This window comes from Kroppenstedtia guangzhouensis, assembly GCF_014637345.1.
Taxonomy (GTDB): Bacteria; Bacillota; Bacilli; order Thermoactinomycetales; family DSM-45169; genus Kroppenstedtia; species Kroppenstedtia guangzhouensis.
This window is the reverse complement of sequence record NZ_BMEX01000028.1, coordinates 1-18936: the sequence shown is the minus strand read 5'-3', so window position 1 is coordinate 18936 and position 18936 is coordinate 1. Positions and strand designations below refer to the sequence as shown.

The following is an 18936-nucleotide window of genomic DNA, read 5'->3' as shown; positions in this document are numbered from 1 at the left end:
ATAGTTAGAGTCCATAACTCCACCCGTAACCTGTCCCCAGCGCCCTATGGCTCCGGAGTGGACTTCCTCACCCTGCTTGATTAGATCTAGAATCCGCTGATGAAAACCCGTGTTCCGTTTCACTGTGCTCCTCCTTTTCACTTTCATTCGCCTTCGCTGCCCACTCGTCAAACTGACCGAGTGCCTCCATTGATTCGCACATACAGACCGTTCCGCAGGTACCGCCTTTTGCTTCCCACGGACATTCCATTTCTCATCCGCTCCTTTTTGGTAGTGTGCCGGGGTTGTGGCCCCCGGCGTCACCTCAGATGTCGTAGTTGATGTCGAACAGCACGGACGAGATCCGTTTCAGTTGCTCCTGTTTCTCTCCGTCGATCTCATCTGCTGCCTGATCGACCAGGGCGATTGCCGACAGCAGCTTGTTCTTGATCCCTAGTTGGCTCAACATGCTCATGCGGTTCGACTTCTTTCCAAACGCTTGTTTCAAATCTTGAATCGCATCCACCAGATCTTCCACATCCGCCGTGGACAGGACCACCTCTGTTTTTTCTCCAAACCAGCCCTTGAAGGTGATGCGATAGACCGGATCCATCCATTCCACTTTCACTCCGGTGGTCTCTACTGCCATGGGAGTCTCATCCTCATAGGCGCAGATGAAGCCGGATCCGCCGCAAGAACTGCAAATGCCAGAGTCTCCAGTGATCTGCCCACGATCACAATGTTCACAACGCATCATTTCCACTCTCTTTCCTTGGTGTCATACCCTTTATAGTGACCGGCCCCGCTGCCACAGGGCCGGAGTATGATATAATCCATCTGTAACTACCTGCTGCTCGTCGGCTGCCACCGGCGGGCGTTTTCTTTTGCCTCCTCAAATTCGGCCTCGGTCATTTCCTTAAGGTCTTTCAAGGACCCGCCCAAAAACCGAATCCCTCCAGGCTCACGGTTTGGGGCCGTGCCCTCCGACAACGGAATCTGACAGTAAGGTCCAGTATTATGGATCCGGAACTCCATGATTTCACCCCCTTTCAAGCGCTTTTTGCCCCCATCAGTTCCTCCCAGTATGTTTCTGTATCCCAGTCTGTTTCTGTATCGATCTCCACCAGTTGGTACCGAAAACCGCAGATCTGACAATGAGCAACATCTCTTTTGACCTGAACGTTTGCGGGTCGATCTTCTCCACAAACGGGGCAGCGGTTTTCATACGGCATGATCCTTCCTCCTTGTTGTTATCTCTGGGATCACTTTTATCTTACTATTTTGTGTTGATATTGTCAATACATAGAACGAAAAAATATAGAGGTGCCAACACCTCTTTTTTACAGATGTTTTTTTTCTGCTTCCAGTACAAAGCGAACTAAATAGGAGAGAACAAGGGTCGTTTCGGATAGATCCGTATCGTTTAATGCTTGCTTTAAGCGTTGCTTTAATTTGGGATTTACACGAACCTGGATAAACTTCGTCCTGTTTCGGTCTTGTTCTGCGTAGGTTAGCTTTTCAGGATCCGGCCGATCGCCTGCTTCTACCATCTGAACAAACTGATACACGTAGGAAAGGATCAAGGTGGATTGATCGATCCCTTCCCATTCCAATGCACGAGCTACCCGTTTTTTCATGTCTTCCGAGATGCGAATATTAATATAAGTCTTGGTTTCCTGGCTCAATTTGCTCACTCCTTTCCCTATCGAAAATGAATGGAAGGCGAGCAGTCCCGCCTTCCAAGCACCTCAATTAATATATCATATTTCATGGTTTCACAATTCTTATTGTAGTATGATGTATTGATTATGTCAATACATAAATGAACTTTCTTTTATCTTTTTTCACTTTATCTAGGTAAATAGAAAAGCGCCGACCTTCGCTAGGGAAGAGTCGGCGCTTTTCTATTGGTTTTATCGGATGATGTCGTGTCCATCGGGAATTTTGTATCTACCGTTATCCGACTTCAGCAGCTCTCCCAAGCGACGATAAATTTCCACCTGCTCCGTTGCCTTAAGCTTGGCGATTTGCTCCATGATTTCCGTCACTTTTTTCATCCTGATCACCCTTTCCTTAGATATCAAGCCATTTTACTGGTTTTGGAAGAAGGACTTTCATTTCTTCAATCAGCTCTGATGAGGCTGCCGGTATATGCTTAACCATTTCATCAGTAGTTTCAAAAGTGGAGTAGGTTGTTTCTTCTGGAGTCTGGATATGAACCAAGATTCTCCCCTTAGCAGTCACAAAAAATGAGTAAGCGATCTTCCCCACTTTTTTTGTTCCGAAAGAACGTCCAACAAATCGGATCCGTTCTTTTTCCAACTCGACTTCTTGTTCCGTAAAATCGATACCCTGTTTTTGTTGTAGCCCGTATGTGTACTGCTCCAAAGCTGAAAAAACGATGTCGGAAAAGGATTTTAGCCCGGCCGCTTTTCCAGCAGCTGTTGCCTTCTCAATCAGTGGTTTATTTTCTTCCTTAACATAAAGGATCTTTTGGGACATGTTTTCCACCTCTTGCGGTTGAGATTACGCTCAGATAAACTAAAAGGGTGAGTGATTTGTTTGTCGGGCTTACCCTCTCAGGTAAGCCTCTTTATTTTCCACCTCCATATACAATTATAATCATATATATTAAGATCCGGGCGGGCTAACCGCCCGGATCTTTTCTTAGAACCTTCCGAAAACCCCCTTTTCCAGCATCGAGTAGTAACGGCCAGGATCACCAATTATAATGTGATCAAGAAGTTCAATCCCCATGATCTTACCAACTTCGTAAAGTCGCTCTGTTATATGGACATCTTCCCGGCTAGGTGTGGGGTCACCCGAAGGATGATTATGAGCTACAATGATTCCGGCAGTGTTTGCGATAACTGCTGGCTTGAAGACTTCCCGGGGATGCACGACAGTAGTGTTGACAGACCCGATGTGGCAGGTATGAAAGCCGTTTATTTTATTCTTGGTCGAGAGGAGCATAACCACAAAATGCTCCCGATCCACCCCTTTCAAGTAGCTACGAACCGCATCTGCGGCGTCGCGGGGGGTTCCTACCTGCTCCACCGGACTTTCATGATGGCCTACGATCTCCAAAGTAACGTGGCGGTACCCTTCCTCAGCGATGCGGATGTCGTAGACCGGAATTTTGTACATTCTCATCAATCCTTCCGTGTGAGTGATTTGTTTGTCTTTCTATATACAATTATATATACATATATATGAGGTGTCAACCCCTTTTTTAAAGAAAAGGACATGATTTTTCACTTTATTCAAGTAAAGATATCAAAAGTTAAATCCACGAGGGTACCCATACCCTTCAGCCGAAAATAAAACGGCCTCAGAATCGATTTTAGAAGGTCTCAAGGTAACAAAATGGACCTTACGTCACGTTGGACACCACAAAAAAAACGCCCTCCCATCGGGAAGGCGGTTACCTAATCTACTTCTTCCATCCTCCTTTTTAGCTGNGGGTACCCATACCCTTCAGCCGAAAATAAAACGGCCTCAGAATCGATTTTAGAAGGTCTCAAGGTAACAAAATGGACCTTACGTCACGTTGGACACCACAAAAAAACGCCCTCCCATCGGGAAGGCGGTTACCTAATCTACTTCCATCCTCCTTTTTAGCTGAACAGAGCGGATATTTTCGCCCATAGTTCTTGGACCACAGCTCCAATCAGCCCTAAAACCATACTGCCGCCAAATAAACCGGCTACAACAGCCACAAAAACCGCTGCCATATCAATTTTTGGTTCGGTTACCCTCACCCCAAAATACTTACCCTGATGGGGAAGAATGATATAATCATCTGCCTCTAAGCGCTCTCGGGAAAGAATATCGAGATTGACTTCTCGTCTCTCTCCATCCACCTTTTTAAAGAAACCAAGGCCAGCTATATACCGAAGAAACAGTTTTTCCCTTTCATCCATCGGTTCCCGTCCATAACGAATGCGATCAGCTGCCTCCTCCAAATATCCCCGGAGCCAGAAATCAAAACTTCCTGCCTGTGCTGATTTTAACCCTTTTGCATAACTTTCAATTTTTCTTGCCACTTCTTCCAACGAAATATCCGTCATTTCTGGCTGTGTAAGTTCCGACAACCCTTTCTTCACCTCAACTTTTTTCTATTAGAATGAAATTTCCTAATTCCATTTTAATAGAATTGGTTGAAAAACCCAAGAGAAAACCTTTTTGGGATCGACTATTCATAAATAAATAAAAAATCTGTCAATTATATTTAGTATGACCCGACCGATAGGGGAGAGGAGGGGGAAGGGGTGGAGGAGCGGAGCGGAGAGGGAGCGATTAGGGACCTTTGAAATGAAACGAATCAGGGGCTACCGGAGAGGGGGCCGCGAGGAGTGGAATGAAAAAGGTCCCTAATCGGGACCAAGTCAGAAGCGGAAAACCGCTTCAATACTGGGGTTTTGGCGGATTCGGTTTCATACATCTCTCATATATATCTCATGTATTAATCACGTAAGTTTCACGTTATTTTCATATATCTATCATGCTTTCATCCGGGAAGATGTTTTGGAAGAACCAAGGAGAAAATCCATCTCGGTTCCAGCGGTGAAGAAGTGCATTTCTGGCGTCCACTTCCCCTGAAACCACAAACGAGTCACATTGTTCCAAATCATCTGCAACTCCCGGGTCCGCTTTTCGTTCTTGCAGACCCAGACCACAGGGGATTGATCCAAGGGTTTTTGTTTGTTGCCCTGGGGATCCACCCAAATCTGATTTAAGGGTTTTAGTGTATCGATATATTCCCGAAATTTCTGTTCCAGCTGTTCGGCGCCTTCGGTATCATTGTCATACTCGATCCAAAACCGGAGCCCCTCCAGGATCAACCGGGCATCCGGTCGGATCAACTCCCGCGGATCTACCTCCGGATCCTGCAGCCGAACCAATCGGTACAGGGCAAAAGCCGCCCCCCGGGTGGAAAGCCAAACAATCTTCTGTCGATCCGTCCCCGCCTGAATCAGACGGGTCAAGATTTCATTCAATCCCAAAGTATGCGCACTCTGGCTGTAGTCTTCTTCTCGGATGCTCGGGATTGGTTGGTTCATGATCCGGTAGGCCTGTTTCATTCCTTCCCGTCCCAGCGCGTAGGCGGTCGGATCCAAGGGATACCGAGTTTCCTCGTTTCGAATCCACTGCTCCCGTTTCGCTTTCCGGGTAGCTCGGTCCTTCAGTTGTTCCACTGGATCCTCTTCCAGATTCCATACCCTTCTCTCATCTTGGTTCGCTCGATCCTTCACCCGGGAGATCACGCCCCGAATGGTGGATTCCTTCCACCCGGTGATGACCGACAGCTGCCGCATGCTGGCCATCCCCAACTCATACAGGATCATGATCAGCTTTTCTCCCTTGTTTAACTCGTCGTGAAAGAGCCATTTAAAGATCATTTCCATCCCTCCTCGATTCTATGGGGGTATTTTGCGGTGTTAAGAGAGGAAGGGTGCTCCTACCCCTCCCTCTCTTTTTTGATCCACTCAGAGGGCTCTGAGAGTGTCAATATTCCATCACAGTGATTTCCCCCTCCGGCTCCATCTCGGCTCCCGTATTTTCGGGAGGAGTCGGTTCTGCCGCCTTTGCTTCATCGGTCGTTTCCGGCTGAGGATCTGGGGTAATCCCTCTCCCTCTCCGATACTCCAAAATCCATTGGTCCACTTGTTCTGCCGGGTCACAATGTTTTTGCATCAATTCCTTCGCTTTCTTCCAGGCCCATCGGTAAGCTTTCTCCTCTTCCCGATCCTGCCTCACCTGATCCCTCCCATAATAGGTCGGCTTCCCATCGGCGCCATACAGGAAGGGGGGCGGGGTTTTCACATAGAAGGCCACCCGGTTTCCTTCGTTGTTTTTAGTCGAAATCGCTGCTGTCAACGGCCGGAGATGCTGGATGGCGTCCGGATCAAAGGTCTTCCCCGAAAGCTCATATAAGTTTTCAGCGGAACCAGAACCCACAGTACAGGAGATGAAGGTATCCACCGTGCCGTCAAAAGCGTTCAGCATGTCCTTGTTAAGCTGGTCGGCATATTGGGTGATCGGAATAAAGCTGTGCCCCGTGTAGCGATCCAGAGACAAAATTCGTTTCACCACCGGGATCTGCAACAAATGAAATTCGTCAACAAAGTGGAAATGAGGCTTATTTTTAAGTTTCCGTAGCTGAGCCTGCTGATGGTACTGGGTGATAATGTACCCCGCCACCAGGGCCCGCTGAGCATCGCTGAGTCCGGCACTGCGGAAGATCACGATATACCCCTCGTCCATCCACTCTTTCACGTTCAGTCCCATTCGGGTCTGGCCAAACATCCGGCGCAATATGGTGTTGTTTTTGATCTTTTGTAACCGGTTGGCGATCGGCAGGGTTCCCTGCCCCTTTTTCAGCTCCTGCTGCAGCTCCTTCCACTCTTCTTCCAGCACATCATTATCCAGCTTTTGTAGCACTCGTTGACGGAATTTAGGGTCCTTCCGGAGCATCTTTTCCATCCCCAAAATGCTGTGTTCTCCGCCTTCTTGAAGCAAGGTTTGCAAAGCTAAGTGACCGAACTTCTCCAGCAACATGCCGGAAGAGCCCACGTCCGAGTAAGCATTTTTCAATACGTTCAGTGCGTTGTCTGCTACCGTGTCCACACTCTCTCCCGGGTTCCGATGCAGGAGGTTGAGCCCTAACACGTACTCCTCTGAGGCCAGATCTATAAACACTACCCGATCCCAATCCACTTGGTGTCCGGCCAGCTCGTCGCTCAACATTTTGGAAAGAAGCTTGAGACTGGCATCCCCCTTCGGGTCCCAAAAGGTAAAGCCCGGGGCATGCGGATCATTGTACCACTGCTCCAAATGATCATACATCGCCGCCAGGAAAAGGGCCGTCTTGCCGGATCCGATCTTTCCGGCTCCAAAACCCATATGGGTCAATAGTCGATACGGGAGACGGACGGAGCGGAATCCATCAATCGGATCCTCGTAGTCTCCCACGTACAAGCCGTGTGTGAAATCTTTTTTGGTCAGCTTCGCCTGACCTTTCTGAATCGCCGGCAAGTAGGTTTTCCCCTCTTCCCCTTCTCCCTGTGGCAGCTGATAGACCGCATGTGAACCACTGGGGAAATGAAGCAAGTGGGCCAGCTCCCGATCCGTCCATAAGAGGGTCCGCTTTTTCTTTTTCCATGGCATCGGCATCGGGTAAGGAGCGATCCCCCAGACCGGGGAATGCTTGGTCAGCTTCAGATGCAGTCCATTCTGGTATTCCATCATCGAAGTCAGCCGATTCCCCAGGGTTTGCACCCCGGGACTGGCCATCCGGTTTTCCGACCACACTGCAATGGATACTTCAAACACCTTTTCCAATCCGGTATATCGCTGATCCAGTCCTTCCAACCGAACCTGATCCGCTTTGGAAAGCTCGCTTTTGGCCAACGGTTCTTTGAACTGTCCGTCCCGGGTCAGAAGATATTTCCGGGTCCGATCCACCTGCTTGGCCAAGGGTTTTTGGAGGGTGGGGCTGAACACCAGATCAATCCAGGTATGAGGCCGCATCGCTTCCAGCAGATTTCCTACTTGATCATTCCCATTGAACCTTTGAAAAGGCAGACCGGCTTCTTTCTTCTCCCGGGTAGGAACCATATAGCCGCCGTACCCCTTTTTTGCCGGATCGGGAAGGGGCAATTGTTCATGCCGAATGGGAAAGGAATCTGACCGCCGGTAGCAGGTTTTCAAAGCTTGTTTCATCCCTTCCTCCCGATCCTGGGGAAAGCCCACATAAAGCCCAATCCGCCCCTGTTCATCGCAATGGATCAACAGGCGGAACCATTCCCGCCCCCGTTTGAGCCGTTCTTTCAGGGGCCGATTCATCCCTCCAAACTCATTGATCAGTGCCAGGATTTCCTCTTTCCCCGGTTCATCTCCCGTGTGAGGAAGGACCCGGAGATACCGGTACTCCTCCCGGGCTCGCTTCTGATATTGATAGTTTTGATAGGCGTATCCGGCTGTGGCCACCGTCGCTGTTGCCACAGAAAATTGCGCGGTCAAAATCGCTCCTTGTACAGCAGTGGATACGGTTTCCCCCACCCAAGCCGGTAATTTTTCCGGATGGCGCACAGCCCAACTCGTCCCCCACACTGCTGCCAACCCCGCCACACCCAACATGCCATACCCGATTTTCTCTAACTCTTTTTCTTCTCGTTTATCAAACACTTCAATCCCTCCACTCACAAACTGGATATCCATCCGCCGAGAAAGACCATAGGCAAGCCCACGATCATCCCCCAACCACTCAGACTGAAAGCCAGGCCAACCACAATCAGGGTAAGGCCCAGAGCTTGCCGGATTGAGCGGAAACTATACACCAATCCGATGATCAAGGCTCCAATCAGGGTGGCACCCACCAAAGCCCCCATTACTTTCCCTCCTTCTTGTCTCTTTTGGCCTGGCATCCTCAGCGACGGGTGGCCATCTCCGCCGGACGCGGCATCTTCGCCGCGTTTCGCCTGATTTATTCAAAGTGAATATAGTTGCTCACATGGTGAGCCAAAATGACTCGTCTGGAAAAGCGAAATCGCTTGTAGTTGTATTCTTCGATGGTCACCTTGGCCCCGTCCACCTGGGTTACATAAGCCACATGCCCCCAGTAGCTATGCCCGAAGGCTCCCGCGTCCCATTGAGCGACGGCCCCTGGTTTCGGTGTCTTGTTCACCTTGAACCCAATTTTTCTTGCATTTTTAGCCCAGTTCTCGGCATTCCCAAATCGGCCGCCCTTCATGAAATTGTGGAACTCGATCCCGGCGTCGTTTAGTCGCCAGGCCACAAAGGAGGTACACTGCCGGTTGTAAAATTTCCACCGATCCACTCCAGAGGTGCTTGCATTTTTGTATGGATAGTTTTCTGCAGGGCTTAGCCCCTTCAAACTGCCGCTTGCCAATTCAAGCTTTCCATTCTTCACTAAGGGTTGGTACTGTTTGTAATACTTCATCACTTTAGGTACGTAAGCTTGAGTTTCCTTGTATGGAGGGATGCCGTTGTATTTGCTCACTGCCCCCGGCCCCGCGTTGTAAGCGGCAAGAGCTTTTTCCAAGTCGCCATCATATTTCTTAATGTGTGAGGACAGGATCTCCGTCCCCCGGAAAATGTTCTCCCGGGGATCCCAAAGATTTGCTCCTTTGGCATTGAAGGGCATCACCTGCATCACCCCGCGGGCGCCCGCCTGGGAACCAGCCTTGGGATTAAAATTGGACTCCGCTTTGGCCACGGCTGCGATCAATGCCGGATCGACACCGTATTTAGCCGCGGCCTCATTGATGATATCTGCATACTTAACCCCCTGGATTTCTCCGATGGCTTCCTGACTCCCGGAATTATTGGTACTGGAAGCCGTAAACACTGACAAAAAAGCGGAAACCAGAGCCAACAGAAGCGGAATGAAGAGGAGCAAACCGACCACCAGCCAGAACCAAAATTGTCCTCCTAACGCTGCTGCTGCAGTTTTGGCCATCCGGCTAGCGCCCACAGCCGCGACCCGTTTGGCTACCGCCGTTCCCGCTCTTGTGCTTCCTCGGTCATCATTCAGCATCGGGATACTCAATATACCTCAGCCCCTTCACCCGCCATTCTCCCGCCTCTTTGACCAATGCCACCAGATAGGCCAGCTCATACTTCCCGGACTTTCCCTTTTCGATGGTCACCCAGATATGCCAAGACATTTCGTTCTCCGGCTGATCTTCCAGCTGATCCAGTGGCATCGCTTCCGTTTCTAAAACCTTCAATCCCAGAGGTTTCGCTTTAGGCTCTTTCTGGATCTCTTCCTGCAGCTGATCAGTGATCAAGTGCTGATACTTCTCAACAAAGACATCTGCCTTTTTCGGAGAAAAAGAAAGGTAGGCCGGCAGAAACTCCAGCGCTACCTTTTGGGCCTCTTCCCGATCAGAGTCGCTGATCATCTCCGGGATCTCTTCCGGTTGAGGGTCGGGAGACGGCGGCAGGGGATTCTCCTCCGCCGGGGGTGTGGAAATCGCCTGAGGCTTCGAGGAGCTCCATTGGGAGAAAAGATAGGAAGCCACGACCCCCACTCCAAAGAATAAAGGGAGAAATAGGGCGCCTACCAAAACCAGCTGTTTCAACTTCATGCCGTCCGCCCCCTTGCTCCGCGAGCCGCCCCACGGGCTGCCGCTCCTCGAACCCCTCGCCGCACTCCCCGCTGGGCCATCTGTTTTCCGCGCTGTATGGTGTTCTGGATCGTCTGAATGTGAACTTGTGCGCTGGGCTTGACAAAAATCCCAAACAGTGGTTTCCGGAAGATGATCACAGCCAGTAGAATCACGATTTGCCACAGAAGGGTTTTGTCATATCCGGCCGTCTCTGGAGGCACGATTTTGTACATCAGGTTGGAGATGAAGAACAGCAGGGACAGAAACACGGTGATCATCAACTTCGCCACCAGGGACATAAACCACAGTTCAAACCACTTCTTGGCGATACGCGATAGTGGGGGAAAGATCGCCACAATCCCCACCACTGGACTCAGCAAGGTCAACAAAATAAAGAGAATTTGAAATGTCGCTGCGGCCAGGTTGATCACAAAAAAGACAATCGACTCGAGAATCAACAGGAAGGCCAGCAGCCCCATGGACTTTAATCGTTCCTGGGTGCCCAGGGTGGTGACAAGCCTGTTATCGTACTCGTCTTTCTCCTTTAGTACTGCATTTTTTCGATTTTCACTCCCCAACTCGTGATCCAAAATCGCCTCAATCCGCTCCCGGGTCACTTTGCCTTCTTTCGCCTTCTGTTCCGCTTCTTTTTGCTTTTGACGAGCATGTTCAATCTCTTCACGGAACAGTTCTTTCTGTCGTGCGGGCAGATCCACTTCCGCCGGTTTCAGGTGCACGGTATCTTCCGGAACCCCATTGTGTTGTTCAATCACATAGGGGACAAAAATGTTCATATGGTAAATGTGGTCGGCCAAAATGTATGGATAGGCTTCCTGCGGCACTTCTTTATCTGTAATGAAGGCCTGAGAAGCCTGCAGGACCTTGGTCGACAATTGCTCGGATCCGTCATTCATGACTTTCAGAATCGGGCCTGCATTCAGATAGAACCCGATAAATAAAATCATGATCAGCATCGATCCCAGCAGACCCGTCCAGAACCGAACCACCCGGCGCATCGCCAGACCCACAAACACCGCCCAGCATCCCACCATGAAGATGATTCCAGTTAACAAGTGCCCCCACAACCCATCGGATCTCATGGAACCATCCCGAGTAAAACCTGCATACTCCCGGATTCCACTGCCGATTTCATCAGCAAATTTCTTGGGGACATCCAAAGTGAACACATCCACGGTGAAATCAATCACGCTGAATCCCATTCGAACCAGCTGCATCCAAATGGCATTGGTGGTTCCGTGAGAGAAGAAATGACCTGTGTTGGAAGCCATCTCATCTAAATCCCACCAGTTGGCTTCGTTGTACACCAGCTCCAAGGTGTACCGGGAAGGAAGATACTCGTTATATTTCACATCATAATCGGTCTTTTCTTCGATTTTCTTAATCTGTTCGTCGGGGAACTTGACCAACAGGTCCGTAGGGGTTTGAACCCCGCTGGCTTGGATTTTTTCTTTTTCCTTTTTGGCCCGATCCAATACCTCTTGTTGATCCTTCGGTACTTTTCCGTCATAGCTTTCACCGATCCCTGGATGGTTGTGGTTGCTGTAGATGTTATAATCCGCAAATACGATTGTTCCGGGGATCATTAGGGCCACCAGGGTACCGATTACCACCCGCCATACCTTGGGTAAATTTCGTAATCTGCGGATCACGGTTGATCATGTACCCCCTTAATCAGTAGACCTTCCAGATCTTGTGTTTCATACTCAAAGGCCGGTCGGTCAAAAGCATATTTTAAACGCCAACCTTCTTTTGTCTTGATTGCTTTGAAAAATGAATTCACTTCATGGTTCATAGTCGGATGTCGATATTGCAAGTGATAATAATACAACCCTTCCTTCTCCTTGTACTCCATTAGCCTATAATCATCAGGAATTTTCCTATCCGGATTGGTGATCTCCTTTTCCGGGTTTAGACTAGCAGTCCTTTGATCTTCAGGTACTAACAAAGATAACTGTTTCCTTTCATCTCCTTGAATCCTTGCCTGTTCATACTGTAAAGCGAGTTTCCATGGCCCTTCAGCTTTTGGTTTAGTCGTTGCCGGCTCCTCTTGATTACAAGAGACCATTACCAGCATCAGAAGAAGAAGGCCCCCCCAGCCAATCCATCTGCGGCTGGGGAGAAATGTCGTCTTCATCAGGAAACCACCTCCACTTCCGGCATTTCAGGCTCTTTCCCTTGCTTCTTCTGCTCCAACTCCCGCAGTAGAGCCTCCCGTTGATTGGGCCGGGTATCCAAGATCCGGAACAGTTCCGGGTTCATTTTTTTCAGGGGAAGGGATACCTTGTTGACCCGTCCCTCCCAGTCGTAGAGGAAAAACTCCCCGGCCCGCAGCTTTTGCAAGCTTCGAATGTTTTCATCTGTCGGCTCGATATTCAACAAGTCACAGGCCCGCTCGGCTTCCTTTCCTGTCCCGGGGCGAAAAATAAAACGCATCCCCAAGTTGTTTTGAATTTCATCACCGTCCTCTTGCTGAGAGTCGGCCATTTTGAGATGGACAGCGTTTTGCGAGACGATGAACAGCGCACTGTTCTTTGACCGCCCCGTCAGGATGAGTTCTTTCAGAGCATTTCGTCCTTCCCGGGTTTTCCGCATCCGCCAGGCTTCGTCGTATAAAACAACCTTAAATTTCTTGCTTGGCTGGTTGGCGAAGGCCCGGGCAAAATCGGAGAGGGCCACCATCAGAGCCACCCCGAGACGCCCCCCTTCAGACTGTCCTTCTTCCGGAAGGTCCAAGTCTTGAATCTGCAGGATGGTCAACCGATTGGAGAGATTAATCGATTCCCCGGATCCGTCACTGAACAGCAGTTGACCCTGCCCCCGTTGGCTGTGGTGCTCTAAGGTGTATAACTTCTGCTTGAAGTCTTCCCGGGTTTCTTGGGTGGTGTCTGCGTCGGTTTTCACCTGTTGCTCGTAATGGGTTCGTAGGCGCTTCAGCACCTGGATCATATTTGGGGCCGTCTCGTCTTCCAGGGTATCCTCCACCGCTTCGGAAATGGCCGTGGCAACGTAAGATCCATCCGGTACGTTAGCCAACGTCTGCAGAATTTTTTTCGCCGTGTTGGCCCCGTCTTTCCCGCTGCTGGTTAGGGGATCCAACTTGCCCCGGTCCTCTTTGTTCGCTGTCAGGGTCACCACTCGGATATGGCGGCTAAACTCCTCCGGAAAAATATCCGGCCAGTGACCGCGGTCGTTCTTCGGATCAATGACTACAACCTGGATATCCAGATAAACCAGATTGGCCACAATGTAATCAGCTGCCATCGATTTCCCTTGTCCTGGCGGACCGACAAAGCAGACCGCCGGGGATTGGCTCAGCTCTTCATCCCGGGGCCCCCGGGTGAAGTCACAGAAGACATCCAGATGATCACTTTCCCCCATGAAGATCCCATCCCGATCCCCCAGGCTCCGGGTGGAGCCGAAGAAAGAACCGGCCAGCATGGTGGGATCCAGAGACTGCATATAATCCTTGACCAGGATCGGAGAACCGGGGAGAAACTCTTGAAACAGCTGAAACTGTTGCCCGTGAGGAATGTCCACCTGAAAAACATGGTCTTCGTATAGATCGGTAACCTCAGAAATTCGCCGTTCCAGTTCCTCAGGGGTATCCGCATACACACAGATCGTGACCGAGGTCTCCAAGAGAGGGAATCGATCCTGGACCAAATCGCCTTCCAGTTCTTCTGTCCCGTCGATCGCGTCCTGCAGGTAGCGAGGAACGCTGCCCCCCGCGGAATGGATGTGACTTTCCTGATCTCCCAGCTCCTTCTTTTTGTTCCGGACCCGGGAGAGGGCTTTACGATAATGAACCGGAACCACCCGTTTGGAAAGGGCGACCGGAAAGGGAAGGCTCTGCAGCCAGTTCACCCAGTTGGTCCCCGGAACCGGCCGATCATCGGGAATGTGAGAAAGAACCAAAAAGCACTGGTACCCGACCTTGTACGCGCCTTTCCCCTTCTTTTTGCCGGATACATATTGTTTCACCCGAAGGCGCCGCCCATGTTGATCATCCTGCATGCCGCCGGTCAGGCGGAGAATGTCGCTTTTCTTGGGTCGGCGGATCGGCTCCCCGTCTCTTTCGTCGGGGACTGCTTGAATCCGGTATCCCATCAGCTGGGGAGGATCCGCAATCCCCCGCCAGAAAGCCTGCTTGATCAGATAGGCGATTTCATCCGGGCTCATCCGCTTGCAGTTTCCGAACAGATCCCGCAGCCGTTGATAGGCCATATTCTCTTGCACGCGGTAGTTGTGAAGCTCTTCCTCAAAGATCTCTGGAAGGGAGACGCCGGAGAGATTGTCGATTTGCCGTTTGAGGTCCTTAAATCTGAATTTCAGTCGATCCCGGAAGTTTTCTAAATGAGCACTGGTTTTTTTCAACTTCATCAGGACGTAGAAATCATAGGTGAAAGTCTCCCGCTTTTCCTTCACTTGGTGATCCGGATGAAAATACTTTCCCTCCTGGCCGTCCCGGGGCTGTTTCAGGTAGTTCAGTGTCCGGTCCAGTTGCTCTTGACCGAAGGACTTCAAATCCTCCACGACTTGGCCCTTCAGCTTGTCAAAGTGATCGGTTAATTCTAGGTTGCGGGGAACCATCAGCAGGTGAGCTTCATCCTTCAAGTTCCAATAGAAATCCTCCCACTCATCGGAGATCTGGATCTGTTCGTCTTCTGACCGATAGTCAATGTGATCATCTGGAACCTTGAAGCCTGCCCGAACATCCCCATTCACATCGAAGATCAGATTGTCTTCAAAATAGGTGATAGGCGCTTCTTTCACTGTCACTTCCTATCCCCTCCCCACTGGCGATATGGAATCGCCCATGAAATTTCTCGTTTGGCATCTGTTTGTAATGCCCGATATCCGGCATATTTTTTGGGGGAGCCTCGATGCTTCCCCCAAGCTGTCAAAAACAGATACAGTGGTTTTCCATCCAGTCTCTGTAGCGATATCCATCCCACCAGACCGGGAATGGCAATGAACTTAAAGATGAAGAAATCAAACCATCCCAGAACCGTGACATGCAGGATCAGCATAGCAACAAAGGTAATACCAAAGCTGACTAAAAAACGAAAGGGAACGGGCCCCTGTAGACTGATCCCAAAAATGGAGTAAATCACTTTCTCCGTGTTCCAGATGGAGGTGTAGTTTCTTCCTCGCTTCAATCCATCCAGCCTCCAAAGAGATATTTCGCTGCTTCCACTCCCCCATCGGCTACAAACTCAGCGTCATAGACCAAGACACCCACCAGCATTGCGATTCCAATAAATCCAAGTAACAGGATGTATTTTCGCATCCAGAATGCGATCACCAGAGCCCCAATACCAACAAACATGGTGTAGAGAACTTGGATTTCAAATTTGACCTCTTCCCAAAACCGTGTAACGGGACCATCCCCGGTAGCCGCGATCAGCAACTGAACCAAAGCCATCTTGTCCATCTAATGTTCCTCCTCTATCGCTCTAGGTTGACAACCATCCACCGCCCCTGCCGGTTAACCAAATACAAAGTATAGGGAGCCTGTATCTTCCCACCGGAGGCCAGATCCTGAAAATCTACTTGGCAATCCACCCGGTAGGTATCCTTCTGATCGGTTTCAAACACTTGGACTTCTCGGATTTCGGTAAGTCCCAGGATTCCCGTCAGGCCAGGATCCGTTTTTTGGGACAAAAAGTGATAACCGATCTCCTCCGGCGAACCGGTGGTATAGTGTTTGAAGAAGATTTGAAGGAATCCTTCAATACTCCGCTGCACCTCACTAGGCGCAGAATCCATGGATTCCTCCTCTTTCTTTTCCGGCTGGGAGGCTTCCGGCGGTGCTACCAAGCGGGGGGCTTCCTTCATAACGTAAGAGTCACCGGCAGGCAGAAAGGTGATCTCTACCCAACGATCCACGCGTTTTTTGTCCTTTCCTTTGGTCATCACCGTTTCCGCGTAGACCGTCGCATGGTACTCTCCCTTTTTCTTTTGAATATCCCAAACATCTCGACTAACCGTGTAGGAATCCCACGCCAGTTCTTTGGAAAACTCAAAACCGGCTTGAGCATCCAGTCCCTCTCCCAAATAGGGATCCAAACGTTGCGCCCGGGAATCCTCACTTCCCTGAGTCCAGAAAAGATATTCCTTGACGAAGTTTTTAGCAAATGCTTCGGCACTGGGCGGAATCTCCTCTCCTGCTGCCACCTCCTGTTGTTGTTTTCCTCCGGCCTCAGTTTCCCCGCCGATCAAATCCAGGCGTGTCGCCCAGGCCAAAGTGGTGGACAAGGCCGTATAGACCAGGAAAACGTAAAATCCGACCATGACCCACTTGGATTTCATCCGCCTCCTCCTTCATTTTTCTTCTTGAACCAAGCGACAACGGAAAGTAAAGCAGATATCAACATCATCCTCTCCATTTCGGCTGGCTACTGGCTTTCGCCTCATCAGGCCCGGGGCACCACCCCCGGACGACGGCGTCCGGATCCCGGACCACCGTTTCGCCTTTTTGGGAGATAGGCATCTTATTTTTTGATTTCCACCAGTTCAGCTTCCATCACGTATCTCTTCGGAGCGTAGCCACTGTACAACGCGGACAGCGGCCAACAGGTATAGACTCTCAAGACTGGTTCTCCCACCGAAGAAATGACCGTTTTGTCCTTTTCATCAGCCACCCAGGTCTTCCGGACTTCATACATGAAGGTCCCTTCCCGGGTCTTGATGGCCATCTCATCCCCTTTCTGGATCTCCTTGGCCCGGCGGAAGGCAGTTTCTCTGTGTCCAGCAAGGACGCAATTATCCCCTTCCCCGGGGAGGACCGAGGTCTGGTGGTGGCCCACCCCTTTGGAAAGCTCCCGATCCCCGGTTCCCTCCCAAATTGGGATTTCCGCATCAATTCGGGGAATGATTAAGGTTCCGACTTTTTTTCCGGTGCTGGGGCGCTCTTCCCAGACAGTGCTGGTTCCTTCATCCGCCAGATCCGGTTCAGGCTCCGGCTGTGATTCCGACTTTGCCATTTGGGCTGCCAAGGATTCCTCCGGTTTCGGCTTTTCATACGCCTGGGCCTGCTGCACCTCCGACCACATCTGGATCCCGAAGTAGCCACTGAATCCCAATCCACCTAGGCCGATTAACCCAATGAGGATGATCAATCCTTTCTTCCAGGCCGGTTCGGGATCATTCAGGTAATAGTAGCGAGCCACTTTTCACCCCGCCTCAGTTTGCGAAGATACCTACAACTTTCCTCCGAAACCGAATAGCCAGGGTAGCTACCATCCCGAAGATTCCGAGAGACAGCATCAGAAGCGGCAAAGTTTCAGAACCGGTTTTGACCATTTCAGCCTCTTGGGTTTTCGGCTCATCAGTCGCTCCCTCGTCTCCTTTGTCTGAGGGCTTGTCTGAGGGCTGATTATCGGAAGCGCTCGTGGAGTCCTTATCCCCGCCACCCTGGGCCAAAGTGATCTCCTCGCTGGAATCCTGTTTCGTAACGGAATTTGAAGAAGCAGACTTTTCGGTTTGGTCCCCTTCCACCTTAGCAGGTGCGGATCCGCTTTGATCCGGAGTAGAAGACTTTTCGGCTGGTTCTTTCTCTTGTTTTTTGGGCTCCGCTGGCTTTTCAGTAGGTGGAGCTTCCTCTTTGATCTCTGGCTCTGATGCCGGCTTTTCAACCGGTTTTTCCTGCTTCGGTTCTACATCAATTGGAGCCTCTGAAGCAGGTTCTTCCGATTTCGACTGGATCCCCGACGCCTCTGGATTGGACTGTGGCGGAGCTTCCTGAGAGGGTGCTGCATCTATCGGAGCTTCTTCTCCCGCTCCAGGGAAAGCCATCACAGTCCCGCCAAAAAGGGTCATGGATCCAAACACCGACAAACAGACAACGGTCAGAACATTTTTCTTTTGCATTGGCATCCTCCTATTTTGGATGCCTATCTCCCGAAAATCGTCGGATCATTTCCAACTGACTGGTCATGTCACAAAAACACGAACCTAAGTTCGTGTTTTTCGATTATATCTGGACGGATTCCTTTGTCAACCACCTCCCAATTGATAATGCAGAGGGGATATCATGGCGATGTAACCACCATTTACCTCTCACCTTTAATTATAAATCAGAATCGTGACGTGTCAAGAGGACGTTTTTTATTTTTCTTTGATTTTGCGAAATCTTAATTCGGGATCTTCAAAAATCCGTACCCACTCTACATATGGAGCAATAAGCTGACCCTTATCCCACTTCGGCCAATCATAGCCTTTGTCTTGGGCTCTTTTTGATAGCCTGGCAGCCCAAGACGGTGAAATTCCATACTTTCGTGCAGCTTTTGAACACGATATTCCTTTATCCGGAACTTCTTGAATGCTTCTCTTTTCGGACGCCACCCTTTTTCTTGGTTTTCTCGCTACTTTACCTGGAGGAGTTAAGATTTTCTCCCAAGCTTCTAATGGGGCTTCATAAGGTCGTCCGCGCTTTACTGGGTAAGGATCCCCTCTCCTGTAAGCTTCCTTTGCAAGCCGGGCAACATACTCTGGGTGAAGCTCAAATATTTTAGCCGCCTCGGTAGTTGTTATGTATTTCTCTTGATTACTCTTTTTATCTTGCTTTCCCATTCCAACTAACCACCTCCTTTATCCTTCTATTTTCAGTTATTTTCATTACCGTTGTCCACCTTTTATTCCACCAAGGGATACCTCCCGACACAAAATAACCGCCCCAATCCGGGACGGCTATCATGTAACTCAGCTTGCGTTCAGTTCCTTCTTCAATTCGCGAAGTGTTTTCCGGGCATCCCACTCCGTGCAACCCGTGAGACGCTTCAACCGGGGTCTTCCCGGA

The 18936-nt window shown here is 50.2% G+C and carries 21 protein-coding genes and 2 other RNA genes; all 23 read right to left on the bottom strand.

The genetic code is table 11. The features are described from left to right. Positions 1-304 precede the first annotated feature (304 nt). The 23 genes from IEV46_RS16955 to IEV46_RS16845 all read right to left on the bottom strand — a co-directional run bounded on the left by IEV46_RS16955 (position 305) and on the right by IEV46_RS16845 (position 18710). Positions 305-628, bottom strand: coding sequence for a hypothetical protein (locus IEV46_RS16955; protein WP_188433702.1), 324 nt, complete (start codon positions 626-628; stop codon positions 305-307). Positions 629-1028: 400 nt separating this feature from the next. Beyond that, complete coding sequence (locus IEV46_RS16950; RefSeq protein ID WP_188433701.1) at positions 1029-1211, bottom strand: hypothetical protein; 183 nt, start codon at positions 1209-1211, stop codon at positions 1029-1031. A gap of 108 nt (positions 1212-1319) precedes the next feature. Continuing rightward, positions 1320-1664: a hypothetical protein gene (locus tag IEV46_RS16945; protein ID WP_188433700.1), complete on the bottom strand. Its 345-nt coding sequence runs from the start codon at positions 1662-1664 to the stop codon at positions 1320-1322. Positions 1665-1892: 228 nt separating this feature from the next. Next, entirely contained in the window at positions 1893-2036 is a 144-nt protein-coding gene (locus IEV46_RS16940) for a hypothetical protein (protein WP_188433699.1), read from the bottom strand. Positions 2037-2052: 16 nt separating this feature from the next. Further along, complete coding sequence (locus IEV46_RS16935) at positions 2053-2481, bottom strand: P-loop NTPase family protein (protein ID WP_188433698.1); 429 nt, start codon at positions 2479-2481, stop codon at positions 2053-2055. A 165-nt stretch (positions 2482-2646) separates the two neighbouring features. Next, positions 2647-3126, bottom strand: a complete 480-nt coding sequence (locus tag IEV46_RS16930) for a JAB domain-containing protein (RefSeq protein ID WP_188433697.1) — start codon at positions 3124-3126, stop codon at positions 2647-2649. A gap of 470 nt (positions 3127-3596) precedes the next feature. After that, a complete protein-coding gene (locus tag IEV46_RS16925; protein ID WP_188433696.1) occupies positions 3597-4073 on the bottom strand; it encodes a hypothetical protein in 477 nt (158 codons plus the stop codon). A 408-nt stretch (positions 4074-4481) separates the two neighbouring features. Next, the gene (locus IEV46_RS16920) at positions 4482-5381 is read right to left on the bottom strand and encodes a replication-relaxation family protein (RefSeq protein ID WP_188433695.1); all 900 of its coding nucleotides are present in this window, start codon (positions 5379-5381) and stop codon (positions 4482-4484) included. A 106-nt stretch (positions 5382-5487) separates the two neighbouring features. Continuing rightward, a complete protein-coding gene (locus tag IEV46_RS16915; protein ID WP_188433694.1) occupies positions 5488-8169 on the bottom strand; it encodes a type IV secretory system conjugative DNA transfer family protein in 2682 nt (893 codons plus the stop codon). A gap of 14 nt (positions 8170-8183) precedes the next feature. After that, on the bottom strand, positions 8184-8372 hold the full coding sequence (locus tag IEV46_RS16910) for a hypothetical protein (RefSeq protein WP_188433693.1): 189 nt from the start codon (positions 8370-8372) through the stop codon (positions 8184-8186). Between the two features lie 23 nt (positions 8373-8395). After that, positions 8396-8464: hammerhead ribozyme type II (locus IEV46_RS16905), an RNA gene on the bottom strand. A 3-nt stretch (positions 8465-8467) separates the two neighbouring features. After that, complete coding sequence (locus IEV46_RS16900; protein ID WP_188433692.1) at positions 8468-9553, bottom strand: transglycosylase SLT domain-containing protein; 1086 nt, start codon at positions 9551-9553, stop codon at positions 8468-8470. Next, positions 9531-10094, bottom strand: coding sequence for a hypothetical protein (locus IEV46_RS16895; RefSeq protein WP_188433691.1), 564 nt, complete (start codon positions 10092-10094; stop codon positions 9531-9533). Before IEV46_RS16895 ends, IEV46_RS16900 begins: the two co-directional genes overlap by 23 nt. Beyond that, the gene (locus IEV46_RS16890; protein ID WP_188433690.1) at positions 10091-11785 is read right to left on the bottom strand and encodes a CD3337/EF1877 family mobilome membrane protein; all 1695 of its coding nucleotides are present in this window, start codon (positions 11783-11785) and stop codon (positions 10091-10093) included. The genes IEV46_RS16895 and IEV46_RS16890 overlap by 4 nt, the downstream gene beginning before the upstream one ends. Further along, positions 11782-12270 (bottom strand): hypothetical protein, encoded by a 489-nt coding sequence (locus tag IEV46_RS16885; RefSeq protein WP_188433689.1) that lies wholly within the window; start codon positions 12268-12270, stop codon positions 11782-11784. Before IEV46_RS16885 ends, IEV46_RS16890 begins: the two co-directional genes overlap by 4 nt. Beyond that, positions 12270-14915: an ATP-binding protein gene (locus tag IEV46_RS16880; RefSeq protein ID WP_188433688.1), complete on the bottom strand. Its 2646-nt coding sequence runs from the start codon at positions 14913-14915 to the stop codon at positions 12270-12272. Before IEV46_RS16880 ends, IEV46_RS16885 begins: the two co-directional genes overlap by 1 nt. After that, the gene (locus IEV46_RS16875) at positions 14912-15295 is read right to left on the bottom strand and encodes a TcpE family conjugal transfer membrane protein (RefSeq protein WP_188433687.1); all 384 of its coding nucleotides are present in this window, start codon (positions 15293-15295) and stop codon (positions 14912-14914) included. Before IEV46_RS16875 ends, IEV46_RS16880 begins: the two co-directional genes overlap by 4 nt. After that, positions 15292-15570, bottom strand: coding sequence for a hypothetical protein (locus IEV46_RS16870; RefSeq protein ID WP_188433686.1), 279 nt, complete (start codon positions 15568-15570; stop codon positions 15292-15294). The genes IEV46_RS16875 and IEV46_RS16870 overlap by 4 nt, the downstream gene beginning before the upstream one ends. 14 nt (positions 15571-15584) lie before the next feature. Next, complete coding sequence (locus IEV46_RS16865; RefSeq protein ID WP_188433685.1) at positions 15585-16448, bottom strand: conjugal transfer protein; 864 nt, start codon at positions 16446-16448, stop codon at positions 15585-15587. Positions 16449-16541: 93 nt separating this feature from the next. Beyond that, positions 16542-16612: hammerhead ribozyme type II (locus IEV46_RS16860), an RNA gene on the bottom strand. A gap of 18 nt (positions 16613-16630) precedes the next feature. Continuing rightward, positions 16631-17308: a class D sortase, LPxTATN-specific gene (srtD, locus tag IEV46_RS16855; protein ID WP_188433684.1), complete on the bottom strand. Its 678-nt coding sequence runs from the start codon at positions 17306-17308 to the stop codon at positions 16631-16633. Positions 17309-17321: 13 nt separating this feature from the next. After that, a complete protein-coding gene (locus IEV46_RS16850; protein ID WP_188433683.1) occupies positions 17322-18008 on the bottom strand; it encodes a prolipoprotein diacylglyceryl transferase in 687 nt (228 codons plus the stop codon). Between the two features lie 237 nt (positions 18009-18245). Next, positions 18246-18710, bottom strand: a complete 465-nt coding sequence (locus tag IEV46_RS16845) for a hypothetical protein (RefSeq protein WP_188433682.1) — start codon at positions 18708-18710, stop codon at positions 18246-18248. Positions 18711-18936: the final 226 nt, after the last annotated feature.

Bases quoted from the DNA above. Each gene is read 5' to 3' on its own strand.
- IEV46_RS16935 (WP_188433698.1), bottom strand. From the start codon at position 2,481: ATGTCCCAAAAGATCCTTTATGTTAAGGAAGAAAATAAACCACTGATT.
- IEV46_RS16870 (WP_188433686.1), bottom strand. From the start codon at position 15,570: ATGGACAAGATGGCTTTGGTTCAGTTGCTGATCGCGGCTACCGGGGAT.
- IEV46_RS16955 (WP_188433702.1), bottom strand. From the start codon at position 628: ATGGCAGTAGAGACCACCGGAGTGAAAGTGGAATGGATGGATCCGGTC.
- IEV46_RS16920 (WP_188433695.1), bottom strand. From the start codon at position 5,381: ATGATCTTTAAATGGCTCTTTCACGACGAGTTAAACAAGGGAGAAAAG.
- IEV46_RS16930 (WP_188433697.1), bottom strand. From the start codon at position 3,126: ATGTACAAAATTCCGGTCTACGACATCCGCATCGCTGAGGAAGGGTAC.
- IEV46_RS16895 (WP_188433691.1), bottom strand. From the start codon at position 10,094: ATGAAGTTGAAACAGCTGGTTTTGGTAGGCGCCCTATTTCTCCCTTTA.
- IEV46_RS16865 (WP_188433685.1), bottom strand. From the start codon at position 16,448: ATGAAATCCAAGTGGGTCATGGTCGGATTTTACGTTTTCCTGGTCTAT.
- IEV46_RS16845 (WP_188433682.1), bottom strand. From the start codon at position 18,710: ATGGGAAAGCAAGATAAAAAGAGTAATCAAGAGAAATACATAACAACT.
- IEV46_RS16885 (WP_188433689.1), bottom strand. From the start codon at position 12,270: ATGAAGACGACATTTCTCCCCAGCCGCAGATGGATTGGCTGGGGGGGC.
- IEV46_RS16910 (WP_188433693.1), bottom strand. From the start codon at position 8,372: ATGGGGGCTTTGGTGGGTGCCACCCTGATTGGAGCCTTGATCATCGGA.
- IEV46_RS16950 (WP_188433701.1), bottom strand. From the start codon at position 1,211: ATGCCGTATGAAAACCGCTGCCCCGTTTGTGGAGAAGATCGACCCGCA.
- IEV46_RS16850 (WP_188433683.1), bottom strand. From the start codon at position 18,008: ATGCAAAAGAAAAATGTTCTGACCGTTGTCTGTTTGTCGGTGTTTGGA.
- IEV46_RS16940 (WP_188433699.1), bottom strand. From the start codon at position 2,036: ATGAAAAAAGTGACGGAAATCATGGAGCAAATCGCCAAGCTTAAGGCA.